This window comes from Streptomyces sp. NBC_00193 (assembly GCF_026342735.1).
Taxonomy (GTDB): domain Bacteria; phylum Actinomycetota; class Actinomycetes; order Streptomycetales; family Streptomycetaceae; genus Streptomyces; species Streptomyces stoeckheimensis.
Genome location: NZ_JAPEMM010000001.1, coordinates 1,731,703 through 1,744,135 on the forward strand (window position 1 = coordinate 1,731,703; position 12,433 = coordinate 1,744,135).

At 71.6% G+C, this 12,433-nt stretch carries 12 protein-coding genes; 7 read left to right on the forward strand and 5 right to left on the reverse strand.

Translation table 11 applies throughout. From position 1 onward, the window contains the following. Positions 1-170: 170 nt before the first annotated feature. Positions 171-1,262: an adenylate/guanylate cyclase domain-containing protein gene (locus tag OG898_RS07200; protein ID WP_266960114.1), complete on the reverse strand. Its 1,092-nt coding sequence runs from the start codon at positions 1,260-1,262 to the stop codon at positions 171-173. A 240-nt stretch (positions 1,263-1,502) separates the two neighbouring features. Next, complete coding sequence (locus tag OG898_RS07205) at positions 1,503-2,381, reverse strand: biotin--[acetyl-CoA-carboxylase] ligase (RefSeq protein ID WP_250746270.1); 879 nt, start codon at positions 2,379-2,381, stop codon at positions 1,503-1,505. Positions 2,382-2,512: 131 nt separating this feature from the next. Between OG898_RS07205 and OG898_RS07210 the strand changes: the two genes are divergently transcribed. From OG898_RS07210 to OG898_RS07225, 4 genes are all read left to right on the forward strand, one after another. Then, entirely contained in the window at positions 2,513-4,108 is a 1,596-nt protein-coding gene (locus tag OG898_RS07210; RefSeq protein ID WP_250746265.1) for an acyl-CoA carboxylase subunit beta, read from the forward strand. A 19-nt stretch (positions 4,109-4,127) separates the two neighbouring features. Further along, positions 4,128-4,337 carry an acyl-CoA carboxylase epsilon subunit gene (locus OG898_RS07215; RefSeq protein WP_250746263.1) on the forward strand — a complete coding sequence of 70 codons (210 nt, stop codon included), beginning with the start codon at positions 4,128-4,130 and terminating at the stop codon, positions 4,335-4,337. A 127-nt stretch (positions 4,338-4,464) separates the two neighbouring features. After that, a complete protein-coding gene (gene mmpB / locus OG898_RS07220; RefSeq protein ID WP_266880764.1) occupies positions 4,465-4,599 on the forward strand; it encodes a morphogenic membrane protein MmpB in 135 nt (44 codons plus the stop codon). 120 nt (positions 4,600-4,719) lie between these two features. Next, positions 4,720-5,328: a nucleoside triphosphate pyrophosphatase gene (locus OG898_RS07225; protein ID WP_250746254.1), complete on the forward strand. Its 609-nt coding sequence runs from the start codon at positions 4,720-4,722 to the stop codon at positions 5,326-5,328. On the opposite strand, the gene OG898_RS07230 is transcribed toward OG898_RS07225, so the two are convergent. Continuing rightward, a complete protein-coding gene (locus OG898_RS07230) occupies positions 5,309-5,872 on the reverse strand; it encodes a hypothetical protein (RefSeq protein WP_266955718.1) in 564 nt (187 codons plus the stop codon). The two genes, OG898_RS07225 and OG898_RS07230, sit on opposite strands and share 20 nt — an antisense overlap. A 441-nt stretch (positions 5,873-6,313) precedes the next feature. Between OG898_RS07230 and OG898_RS07235 the strand changes: the two genes are divergently transcribed. Further along, the gene (locus OG898_RS07235) at positions 6,314-8,068 is read left to right on the forward strand and encodes a biotin carboxylase N-terminal domain-containing protein (protein WP_250746250.1); all 1,755 of its coding nucleotides are present in this window, start codon (positions 6,314-6,316) and stop codon (positions 8,066-8,068) included. A 113-nt stretch (positions 8,069-8,181) separates the two neighbouring features. On the opposite strand, the gene OG898_RS07240 is transcribed toward OG898_RS07235, so the two are convergent. Further along, positions 8,182-9,132 carry a DeoR/GlpR family DNA-binding transcription regulator gene (locus OG898_RS07240; protein WP_266955721.1) on the reverse strand — a complete coding sequence of 317 codons (951 nt, stop codon included), beginning with the start codon at positions 9,130-9,132 and terminating at the stop codon, positions 8,182-8,184. A 175-nt stretch (positions 9,133-9,307) separates the two neighbouring features. Beyond that, on the reverse strand, positions 9,308-10,747 hold the full coding sequence (locus OG898_RS07245; protein ID WP_266955723.1) for an NAD(P)H-quinone dehydrogenase: 1,440 nt from the start codon (positions 10,745-10,747) through the stop codon (positions 9,308-9,310). 198 nt (positions 10,748-10,945) lie between these two features. Between OG898_RS07245 and OG898_RS07250 the strand changes: the two genes are divergently transcribed. Together OG898_RS07250 and OG898_RS07255 are read left to right on the forward strand one after the other, a co-directional pair. After that, a complete protein-coding gene (locus tag OG898_RS07250; protein WP_112449900.1) occupies positions 10,946-11,383 on the forward strand; it encodes a gamma-glutamylcyclotransferase in 438 nt (145 codons plus the stop codon). A gap of 225 nt (positions 11,384-11,608) precedes the next feature. After that, entirely contained in the window at positions 11,609-12,415 is an 807-nt protein-coding gene (locus OG898_RS07255; protein WP_243333808.1) for a purine-nucleoside phosphorylase, read from the forward strand. The last annotated feature ends 18 nt before the right edge of the window (positions 12,416-12,433 follow it).

Sequence of the window (12,433 nt, forward strand, 5' to 3'; positions counted from 1 at the left end):
AGCAGGAGGCCTCCGGCCGACCAATCCCGGGCACCGGCCCGGAGCGTGGGCACGCCGGGGTTGCGTGGGCACGCCAGGGTACGGATCGGTCCGGCAGGTCCGGCAGGTCCGGCACAGCCGGCACTTCGGGAAGAACCGGGGCCGACGCCGTCGGCCGGCCCGGGGGCACGTCAACCGGAGGTCTTGGGGCTCCGGCGCGTCAGCGACCAGGGTTCCACCACGCCGAGGCCGCGGACCGGGCGCTGGAACATCGGCTGGAGCGCGAAGCGGTAGGCGCCGCCGCCCACCTCGTTCTCCGCCTCCTTCTCCGAGACCGGCGCCGCGCCCGTGCGGCCCAGTTCCTCGGCCATCGCACCGTCCACCAGGACCGCGTCCTTCGGCGCTATCGACGTCAGCCGCGAGGCCAGGTTCACCGTGGTCCCGAAGACGTCGCCCATCCGGGTGGTCACCGTCCCGAAGGCGATGCCCACGCGCAGCTCCGGCATCTGCGGATCGGCTTCCATCGTCTCGATCAGCCGCAGCGCGATCTCCGCCGCCGTGGCCGCGTCGTCGGCGCAGTACAGCACCTCGTCGCCCAGCGTCTTGATCAGCCGGCCGCCGTGCGCCGCCACCAGGTCCGCGGAGGTCGTCTCGAAGGACTCGACCAGCTCGCCGAGCTCCTCCTCCTCCAGCCGCCGCGTCAGGCGCGTGAAGCCCACCAGGTCGGCGAAGCCCACCGCGAGGCGCCGGTCGACCATCTCCTCGTCGTCCGCCACCTGCACGACCCGCCCGGTCGCGGCCGCGAGCTGGCGCCGCCACACGTAGACGAGGAACTCCTCCAGCTCCGGCAGCAACAGCTCGACCAGCGGGTACGTGACCTCCGTACGGGTCATCCCCGGCTCCGGCGGCTCCGTCAGCCCCTCCAGGAAGGAGTCGATCTGCCACTCCGCGAGCCGGGCCGTGGTCTGCCCGGTGGACCGCGCCACCTGGACCGCCATCGGCTCGCTCAGCAGCCCGGCCTCGACGAGGCCGGCGAGCCGGCGCAGCGCCAGTACGTCGGCCTCCGTCAGGGCCCTGGCCTGGCCGATGTCCGCGAAGCCCATGGCCCGCCAGAAGCGGGAGGCGAGCTCCATCGAGACCCCGGCACTGCGGGCCGCCTGGAAGGGCGTGTACCGGCGCTCGGCGCCCAGGATCAACTGCTCCAGGCGGATGGCCAGCGGGTCGGCCGTCGGCTGCGCCGTGTGGTCGACCTCATGGTGGGGAGTGTGCTGCTCGCGCCCGATCGGGGTCGCGTGGACTCCGGAACCGCCCGAGCCGCCGGAGCCGCCCGCACCGCCCGTCGCCGCTGCGGGGGCGGGCGCGCTGGACTGAGGGTCGTCGACGGTCAAGGGCCGCCTCCTGTCCATTCCGTGCGCACTGCCGAACCGGGTGATCACCGGGAGGACCGGGATCGCCTAAACCATACGGCAGGTGTGCCGTAGCTCACTCCCCTACTCCGTCACCCGGGGCGGTCCCCCCGCGGGCTACCGCACGGACCGCAGATGGACGACGTCCCCTGCCCCCACGGCCTCGTGCTTGTCCTCCGCCGTCCGTACGACGAGCCGTCCGTCGGCGTCCACCGCTTCGGCCGTCCCGGTGAGCGTGCGCCCGCCCGGCAGCTCGGCGCGCACGTGCTTGCCGAGGGTCGCGCAGCCCGCCGCGTACGTCTCCTGCAGACCGCTGGCCGCCGGGTCGCCGCCGGCCTCCCGCCAGTTCCCGTACCACTGCTCCAGGGAGCGCAGTACGGCCTTGAGCAGCGGGTCCCGGTCGGTGACGGTGGCCTTGGCCAGCGCCAGCGACCCGGCGGTGTCCACCGGCAGCTCGGCGTCGGTCAGCGTCACGTTGAGCCCGATCCCGAGGACGACCCCGTCGGCCACGCGCTCGGCGAGGATCCCGCCGGTCTTGCGCTCCTCCCCGTCCACGGTGACCAGCAGGTCGTTGGGCCACTTGAGGGAGGTGTCCACGCCCGCCGCGCGCGAGAGCCCGGTGGCGGTGGCCACTCCGGCCAGCAGCGTCAGCCAGCCCCACCGCTCCTGCGGCACCGCGGGCCCGGGCTTCAGCAGCACGGAGAAGAACAGTCCGGACCGCGCGGGCGCGACCCAGCTCCGGTCGAGCCGGCCCCGTCCGGCGGTCTGCTCCTCGGCGACGAGCACGGCCCCCTCGGGCAGCTTCGCGGCCCGTGCGGCGAGATCGCTGTTGGTGGACCCGGTGGACCCCACCACCTCCAGCGAGCTCCACAGCCCGTCACCGGTCACGAGGGCCCGCTGCAGCGCGGCGACGTTCAAGGGCGGCCGGTCCAGACTCGACCAACGGCCCGCGGAAGCTCCGGTCGAAGCCCCGCCTGATGCATCTGATGGCGTCATGCAACCCAGATTAGGTGTGTCAAACGCCGCACCGCCGAGCGCCATGCCCGCCGATACGCTACGCACCAGTAGCTAGTAAAAACCAAGTAAGTCACCAGGCAGTTGACACCACGCAGGGAGCCGCGACCCCGATGTCACAACCGTCAGAGCCGATCGACATGCACACCACCGCGGGGAAGATCGCGGATCTGCAGCGCCGCGTCGAGGAAGCCACACACGCCGGGTCAGGGCGGGCGGTGGAAAAGCAGCACGCCAAGGGCAAGCTGACGGCGCGTGAGCGGGTGGCCCTGCTGCTGGACGAGGGGTCCTTCGTCGAGCTGGACGAGTTCGCCCGGCACCGGTCGACGAACTTCGGGCTGGAGAAGACCCGGCCGTACGGCGACGGCGTCGTCACCGGCTACGGCACCGTCGACGGGCGGCCCGTCGCCCTGTTCTCGCAGGACTTCACCGTCTTCGGCGGGGCCCTCGGCGAGGTCTACGGCCAGAAGATCATGAAGGTCATGGACTTCGCGCTGAAGACCGGCTGCCCGCTGATCGGCATCAACGACTCCGGCGGCGCCCGCATCCAGGAGGGCGTCAGCGCGCTGGGCATGTACGGCGAGATCTTCCGCCGCAACGTCCATGCCTCCGGCGTGATCCCGCAGATCAGCCTGGTCGTCGGCCCGTGCGCCGGCGGGGCCGTGTACTCCCCCGCGATCACCGACTTCACGGTCATGGTGGACCAGACCTCGCACATGTTCATCACCGGCCCGGACGTCATCAAGACGGTCACCGGCGAGGACGTCGGCTTCGAGGAGCTGGGCGGGGCGCGCACGCACAACAGCACGTCCGGCGTCGCGCACCACATGGCGGGTGACGAGAAGGACGCCATCGAGTACGTGAAGTCGCTGCTCTCCTACCTCCCGTCGAACAACCTCTCCGAGCCCCCGGCCTTCCCCGAGGAAGCCGACACGGAGGTCTCCGAGAGCGACCGCGAGCTCGACGTGCTGATCCCGGACAGCGCGAACCAGCCGTACGACATGCACAGGGTGATCGAGCACGTGCTCGACGACGCGGAGTTCCTGGAGACCCAGTCGCTCTTCGCGCCGAACATCCTCACCGGCTTCGGCCGCGTCGAGGGGCACCCGGTCGGGGTCGTCGCCAACCAGCCGATGCAGTTCGCCGGCTGCCTGGACATCGACGCCTCCGAGAAGGCGGCCCGGTTCGTCCGGACGTGCGACGCCTTCAACATCCCGGTGCTGACGTTCGTCGACGTTCCGGGCTTCCTGCCGGGCACCGACCAGGAGTACAACGGAATCATCCGGCGCGGCGCCAAGCTGATCTACGCCTACGCCGAGGCGACCGTCCCGCTGATCACCGTCATCACCCGCAAGGCCTTCGGCGGGGCCTACGACGTGATGGGCTCCAAGCACCTGGGCGCCGACCTCAACCTCGCCTGGCCGACGGCCCAGATCGCCGTCATGGGCGCGCAGGGAGCGGTCAACATCCTGCACCGACGGGCGATCGCCGAAGCGGAGGAGGCCGGCACCGCCGAGGAGACCCGGGCGCGGCTCATCACCGAGTACGAGGACGCGCTGCTGAACCCGTACACGGCCGCCGAGCGCGGGTACATCGACGCGGTGACCATGCCGTCCGAGACCCGGGCGCACGTGGTGAAGGGGCTGCGGCAGCTGCGCACCAAGCGCGAGTCCCTGCCCCCGAAGAAGCACGGCAACATCCCGCTCTAGCCGTCACGAGGAGCTCACAGTGGTGATCAAGGTCGTCAAGGGGAACCCGACCCCGGAGGAGCTGGCCGCCGCACTGGCGGTGGTCCGAGCGCGCGCGGCGGCCCTCGCGTCGGCGCCGTCGGGCGCGGAGCGGGTGACCGACGCGTGGGCGGCGCCGGGCCGGGTGGCCCGGCGGACCCTGCCGCGCCCGGGGCCGGGCGCGTGGGGCCGTACGTACTGGCCCGCGTAGTCCGTGCCCGCGTAGTCCGTGCAGTCCGTGTAAGGCACATCCGCGGATGAAGATGGCGTGAACTGCCCGTGGCGCCTGAGTACCCGTACTCAGGCGCCACAGGAGTGCTCGGGGCCAGGATCGGGGCATGCTCTGGTCAGACCCGAAGAACGAGCCGCCGAAGGACATGCGCGACGCCGAGGCGATGGTCCGGCGGATGACGGTGATCGTCGTCATCGCGATGGTCGTCGTGGTCTACGTGCTGGGCGTGGGCGGTTTCTAGGGCCTGTCGTCAAACTCCCGTCGTCGCCCGAAGGGCGGCCTTGCGTCGCGAGGCAGGCGGGACTTTGCGGACACCCCCTGGCGCCCCGGCCACCCGCGAGGCGCACCTACGATGGCAGGCATGACTGCTGCCCCCGGCCACGCCCTCGTCCTCGCCTCCGCTTCGCCCGCCCGGCTGAACCTGCTGCGCCAGGCCGGGCTCTCCCCGCACGTGATCGTGAGCGGCTTCGACGAGGACGCCCTCACCGCCGATTCCCCCGCCGAGCTGGCGCTCGCGCTGGCCGAGGCGAAGGCGGCCGTCGTGGCGACCCTGGACGAGGCCGCGGGCGCCCTGGTGATCGGCTGCGACTCCGTGCTGGAGCTGGACGGCGAGGCGCTGGGCAAGCCGGCGGACGCCGAGGAGGCCACGGCCCGCTGGAAGTCGATGCGCGGGCGCGCCGGGGTGCTGCGCACCGGGCACTGCGTGATCGACACGGCGAGCGGCCGGCGGGTTTCGGCCACGGCGTCGACGACGGTCCGCTTCGGCGAGCCGACGGACGCGGAGGTGGCGGCGTACGTGGCGAGCGGGGAACCGCTGCACGTGGCGGGGGCGTTCACCCTGGACGGGCTGTCGGCCCCGTTCATCGAGGGCATCGACGGGGATCACGGCAATGTGATCGGCATCTCCTTGCCGCTGCTGCGCTCGCTGCTGGCCGAACTGGGCGTGTCCATCACGGACTTGTGGGCTTGACGTCCCCGAGCTTCCCGAAGTCCCCGAAGTCCGCGAGCGGGTGGCCCGGCGGCGTGTCCCGGATCTCCGGCCCGCCGTCGAGGTCGTCACCGAGGCCCCCGCCGGGCCCACCGAAGCCGCCCAGGGGGCCGCTGGAGCCTCCCGCGGCCTCACCGGCCCCGCCCGCCCCCTTGGCCGCGTAGAGCGTCAGGCTCAGCACCAGCAGGCAGAGGATCAGCATCATCACCGCGAAGGCGCCCCAGCCGACCAGGCCGACGACGAGGGCGCCGAGCAGTCCGTGGGTGATGGCGGCGCTGACGAGGAGCACGCGCGCGAAGGTGCCCGGGGCCCGGTCGCGGACCGCGGCGACGACGAGGAACACCGCACAGGCGAGCAGGAACACGGCCATGCCGGCGCCCAGCGCATAGGTTGCCTTGGACATGACATCCGGATCGGCGCCCGCGATGGACATCGACTGGTTCTCGGTGGTCCGGCCCAGGACGAGGTGGACGAAGCCGAGCACCGCCGCCTCCACGACGAGTACCACCGCGGTCGCTCCGGCCACGGATCTCCGCAGCACCACGCCACCCACGCCACCCACACCAGCCACGACGCCCCCACCCCGCATGCACAAGCCCGTTCGACGCCTGGAGGCTACTAACGGGTAAACCTTCGGACAAGGGGCCGGGGCCGCTTCGTTACCGTCGGGCTGCCGTACGGCGACCCGCCGGTGCCGACGCCACGCCCGGGCAAGGAATGCATGGGCCGTTCGTAGGGATTCGACAAAGAATCACCCCGGGCCGCTGACCCGGGGAACAGAGACCCCGGACACACGGCAGGGTTACTGTGCAGTCGGGGATCCCCCTGACATGGGGCGCCACAAGGGTTTTATCGACTCGGGGTCCACTCGGATCACAGTCCGTGTGGGCAAGGTCACCACCGGGGAAGGGTCGAAAGGCCGTGTGGGCTGTCCCTAAACTCAGCTTGTTTCAAGGAGGGAGCCATCGTGCGCAAGGTGCTCATCGCCAACCGTGGCGAAATCGCAGTCCGCGTTGCTCGGGCCTGCCGGGATGCCGGGATCGCGAGCGTAGCCGTCTACGCCGACCCGGACCGGGACGCTCTGCACGTCCGCGCGGCCGACGAAGCTTTCGCGTTGGGCGGTGACACCCCGGCCGCGAGCTACTTGGACATCTCCAAGATCCTGCAGGCCGCAGCCGACTCCGGTGCGGACGCCATCCATCCCGGATACGGCTTCCTTTCCGAGAACGCCGAATTCGCGCAGGCCGTCATCGACGCGGGCCTGATCTGGATCGGCCCGCCGCCGCAGGCCATCCGCGACCTCGGTGACAAGGTCGCCGCCCGCCACATCGCGCTGCGCGCCGGCGCACCGCTGGTCGCCGGCACGCCGGACCCGGTGTCCGGGTCGGACGAGGTCGTCGCCTTCGCCAAGGAGCACGGCCTGCCCATCGCGATCAAGGCCGCCTTCGGTGGCGGCGGTCGCGGCCTGAAGGTCGCCCGGAACCTCGAAGAGGTCCCGGAGCTCTACGACTCCGCCGTGCGCGAGGCCATCGCCGCCTTCGGCCGCGGCGAGTGCTTCGTCGAGCAGTACCTCGACAAGCCGCGGCACGTGGAAACCCAGTGCCTGGCCGACTCCCACGGCAACGTGGTCGTCGTCTCCACCCGTGACTGCTCGCTGCAGCGCCGCCACCAGAAGCTGGTGGAGGAGGCCCCGGCGCCGTTCCTGACCGAGGCCCAGAACGCCGAGCTGTACGCGGCGTCGAAGGCGATCCTGAAGGAAGCCGGCTACGTCGGCGCCGGCACGGTCGAGTTCCTGGTCTCCGCCGACGGCCTGATCTCCTTCCTGGAGGTCAACACCCGCCTGCAGGTCGAGCACCCGGTCACCGAAGAGGTCACCGGCATCGACCTGGTCCGCGAGATGTTCCGCATCGCCGACGGCGAGGAGCTCGGCTACGGGGACCCGGTCCTGCGCGGCCACTCCTTCGAGTTCCGCATCAACGGCGAGGACCCGGGCCGCGGCTTCCTGCCGGCTCCGGGCACCGTCACCAAGTTCGCCCCGCCGACCGGCCCGGGCGTCCGCCTCGACGCGGGCGTCGAGTCCGGCTCGGTCATCGGCCCGGCCTGGGACTCCCTGCTCGCCAAGCTCATCGTCACGGGTGCCACGCGCGAGCAGGCCCTGCAGCGGGCGGCGCGCGCGCTGGCCGAGTTCGAAGTGGAGGGCATGGCCACGGCCATCCCGTTCCACCGCGCGGTCGTCGCCGACCCTGCCTTCACGGCCGACCCGTTCACGATCCACACCCGCTGGATCGAGACCGAGTTCGTCAACGAGATCCCGGCGTTCGTGGTTCCCGCCGCGGAGGACTCCGAGGACGAGCCGGGCCGCGAGACCGTGGTCGTCGAGGTCGGCGGCAAGCGCCTGGAGGTCTCCCTCCCGTCCTCGCTGGGCATGACCCTGGCCCGTACGGCGGCCGCGGGCGGCGCGAAGCCCAAGCGCCGCGCGGCCAAGAAGTCCGGCCCCGCCGCCTCCGGCGACACCCTGGCCTCGCCCATGCAGGGCACGATCGTGAAGGTCGCGGTCGAGGAGGGCCAGCAGGTCAACGAGGGCGACCTGATCGTCGTCCTCGAGGCCATGAAGATGGAACAGCCGCTGAACGCGCACCGTTCGGGCACGATCGTGGGCCTGGCGGCGGAGGTCGGCGCCTCGCTCACCTCGGGCGCGGCCATCTGCGAGATCAAGGACTGACGTCCTGCGACCGGGGTCCGGGGCTCAGGCCCCGGACCTCGAACGCCGGAGGGGCTGGATTTCGGCTGACACCAGCCGAAATCCAGCCCCTCCGGCGTTCGAGGCGAAGGCGGCTACCGGCGCCGCATGTCCGCGACGCGCGCCCGCTCACCCGCCTGCTGCTCGTGCAACGGCGGTCCCGCGCTACGGAGCTGCGCCGTCGGCCCGCCCCGGCGCTGGACCGGAAGCGGTGACTCCCGGCGCGGGCGCCGACCCGCCATCGACTCCCCACCGCCGGAGGCGCTGGCTCCGGCCACGGTGATCTGCACGCCCTGGTCCGCCAGCGCCTGCAGCTCCGTACCGGCCCGGTCGTCGTGCGCGGGCGGCTCGTCCGTCACCAGCCGGGTGATCACATCGGTCGGCACGGTCTGGAACATGGTGTCCGTCCCGAGCTTCGTGTGGTCGGCCAGGACCACCACCTCCGCCGCGGCCTGGACCAGCGCCCGGTCCACGCTCGCGGAGAGCATGTTGGAGGTGGACAGCCCGCGCTCGGCGGTGAGGCCACTGCCGGACAGGAAGGCCCGCGAGACCCGCAGCCCCTGGAGGGACTGCTCGGCACCGCTGCCGACCAGCGCGTAGTTGGACCCCCGCAGGGTTCCGCCCGTCATCACCACCTCCACCCGGTTCGCATGGGCCAGCGCCTGTGCGACGAGCAGCGAGTTGGTGACGACGGTGAGTCCGGGCACCCGGGCGAGCCGGCGGGCCAGCTCCTGGGTGGTGGTGCCGGCGCCGACGACCACGGCCTCGCCTTCTTCGACGAGTCCGGCCGCGACATCGGCGATGGCGGTCTTCTCCGCCGTCGCGAGATGGGACTTTTGCGGAAAGCCGGATTCCCGCGTGAAACCGCCCGGCAGTACCGCACCGCCGTGCCGGCGGTCGAGGAGTCCTTCTGCCTCCAGTGCCCGCACGTCCCGCCGTACGGTCACTTCGGAGGTCTGGACGACGCGGGCGAGCTCCCGGAGCGATACCGCTCCGTTGGCCCGCACCATTTCGAGGATCAATTGGCGACGTTCTGCAGCGAACACGAAACTGACAGTAACCCCAACGACCATCTGCTTTCAGCTCTTTGCGCCGGAATTCCGAAGTTGTCCATACCGTAGGGCAACTAGTGGTATACGCGGTCGGCCCGCCGCGCACCTGCTCCGCGGCGGGCCGACCACCCACTCCAAAGCCCTTGCACACAAGGGCCGTTATCGGTATTTACGCCTCGCCGGAGGACTTCCGCGTGTGCAGCTGGCGGGCGACCTCGGCGATCGAACCGGACAGCGAGGGGTACACGGTGAACGCGTTTGCGATCTGCTCGACCGTCAAGTTGTTGTCGACGGCGATCGAGATCGGGTGGATGAGCTCGCTCGCGCGCGGCGAAACGACCACGCCGCCGACGACGATCCCGGTGCCGGGACGGCAGAACAGCTTCACGAAGCCGTCCCGGATGCCCTGCATCTTGGCGCGCGGGTTGCGCAGCAGCGGGAGCTTCACGCACCGGGCGTCGATCTTGCCGGCGTCCACGTCGGCCTGGGTGTAGCCGACGGTGGCGATCTCCGGGTCGGTGAAGACGTTCGAGGAGACCGTCTTCAGGTTCAGCGGGGCCACCGCGTCGCCGAGGAAGTGGTACATCGCGATGCGCCCCTGCATGGCGGCCACCGACGCGAGGGCGAAGATTCCGGTCACGTCGCCGGCCGCGTACACGCCGGGCGAGGAGGTGCGGGAGACCTTGTCGGTCCAGATGTGCCCGGATTCCTTGAGCTTGACCCCGGACTCCTCCAGGTTCATGTTGCTCGTGTTCGGGATCGCGCCGACCGCCATCAGGCAGTGCGTGCCGGTGATGACCCGGCCGTCGGAGAGGGTGACCTCGACCCGGTCGCCCACCCGCTTGGCGGACTCGGCGCGGGAGCGGCCGATGACGTTCATGCCGCGGCGCCGGAAGACGTCCTCCAGCACGGCGGCGGCGTCCGGGTCCTCGCCGGGGAGCACGCGGTCGCGGGAGGACACGAGGGTCACCCGGGAGCCGAGGGCCTGGTACGCGCCGGCGAACTCGGCGCCGGTCACACCGGAGCCGACCACGATGAGCTCCTCCGGGAGCTCTTCGAGGTCGTAGACCTGGGTCCAGTTCAGGATCCGCTCGCCGTCGGGCATCGCGTCGGGGATCTCGCGGGGGTGCCCGCCGGTCGCGATGAGCACGGCGTCGGCGGTGAGGATCGTCTCGGAGCCGTCGGCCGCGGTGACGATGACGTCCCGCGTGCCGTCGATGCCCTGCGGGCCGCCGAGCTTGGCGCGGCCCCGTACGACCCGGGCGCCGGCCCGGGTGACGGAGGCGGTGATGTCGTGGGACTGGGCGAGCGCCAGGCGCTTGACGCGCCGGTTCACCTTGCCGAGGTCCACGCCGACGACGCGCGCGGCCTGCTCGATGTGCGGGGTGTCGTCCGCGACGACGATGCCGAGCTCCTCGTACGACGAGTCGAAGGTCGTCATGACCTCGGCGGTCGCGATGAGAGTCTTGGAGGGCACGCAGTCGGTGAGCACCGACGCGCCGCCCAGACCGTCGCAGTCCACGACGGTCACCTCCGCGCCGAGCTGGGCCCCCACGAGGGCCGCCTCATACCCGCCGGGTCCGCCGCCGATGATCACGATCCGGGTCACGAAAACTCCGCCTCACGTCTACCCGGCCGGCTGCCGCCCCGGCCGGGGCTTCCGGGGGGTCTCCCCGGGGGATGCATTCCGTACGTCATTGTCCCGCACGCATCAAGGTGCTTCACGCCCGGTCCCACCATCCGGGACGCAGGCCCCGTACGCGGCCGGGAGCGCGGTCGGGGCCGCCCCTCCCGTACCCTCGACCTCATGTCGCTCTACGCCGCGTACGCCGGCAACCTCGACCCGCGGCTGATGACGCGCCGCGCTCCGCATTCGCCGCTGCGCGGCACGGGCTGGATCAACGACTGGCGGCTGACCTTCGGCGGCGAGCAGATGGGCTGGGAGGGCGCGCTGGCGACGATCGTCGAAGCGCCGCGCCACCAGGTCTTCGTCGCCCTCTACGACGTGGCCCCGCTCGACGAGGACTCCATGGACCGGTGGGAGGGCGTGGGGCTCGACATCTACCGCCGCATGCGGGTGCGCGTGCACACGCTGGACGGCGAGGAAGCGGCCTGGGTGTACGTACTCAACGGCTACGAGGGCGGCCTGCCCTCGGCCCGCTACCTGGGCGAACTCGCCGACGCGGCCGAATCCGCGGGCGCCCCGCACGACTACGTGATGGAACTCCGCAAGCGCCCCTGCTGAATCCCGACGGGGCCAAATCCAGCATCGCCGGGGCCAAATCCAGCCCCGCCGGCGTTCGAGGCGCGGGGGTCCGGGGGCAGCGCCCCCGGCAACGGCGCCGCGCCGCATCACCCGCTCCCGCTCCCCCATCGCGGGACGTTTGGGCGGAAACGACAAAGCAACGATCCGAATACCGTGAGCGGTGCCATCTACGCGCGTAGGCGAAGAGCGGCTACGCTCTTCCGCGTGAACGCATCTGTTACCGACCCCTTCGCCGCCGCCGACGCCGCCGCCGCCCGCCTGCGCGAGCTGACCGGCGCCGAGACCCACGATGTCGCCCTCGTGATGGGCTCCGGCTGGGCCCCCGCCGCAGAGGCGCTCGGCGCGCCCGAGGCCGAGTTCCCGGTCACCGAGCTGCCCGGCTTCCCGCCCCCCGCCGTCGAGGGCCACGGCGGCAAGATCCGCTCGTACAAGATCGGCGACAAGCGCGCGCTGCTCTTCCTCGGCCGGACCCACTACTACGAGGGCCGCGGCGTCGCCGCCGTCGCCCACGGCGTGCGCACGGCCGTCGCCGCCGGCTGCAAGACCATCGTCCTGACCAACGGCTGCGGTGGCCTGCGCGAGGGCATGAAGCCCGGCCAGCCGGTCCTGATCAGCGACCACCTCAACCTCACGGCCACCTCGCCGATCGTCGGCGCGAACTTCGTGGACCTGACCGACCTGTACTCGCCGCGCCTGCGCGCGATGTGCAAGGAGATCGACGAGACCCTCGAAGAGGGCGTCTACGTGCAGTTCCCCGGCCCGCACTACGAGACCCCGGCCGAGATCAACATGATCCGCGTCATGGGCGCCGACCTGGTCGGCATGTCCACCGTGCTGGAGGCCATCGCCGCCCGCGAGGCCGGCGCCGAGGTGCTCGGCATCTCGCTGGTCACCAACCTGGCGGCGGGCCTGTCCGGCGAGCCGCTGAACCACGAAGAGGTGCTCCAGGCCGGCCGCGACTCGGCCGCGCGCATGGGCAAGCTGCTGACCCAGGTCCTCGCCCGGATCTGAACGAGCGACCCGACCGAC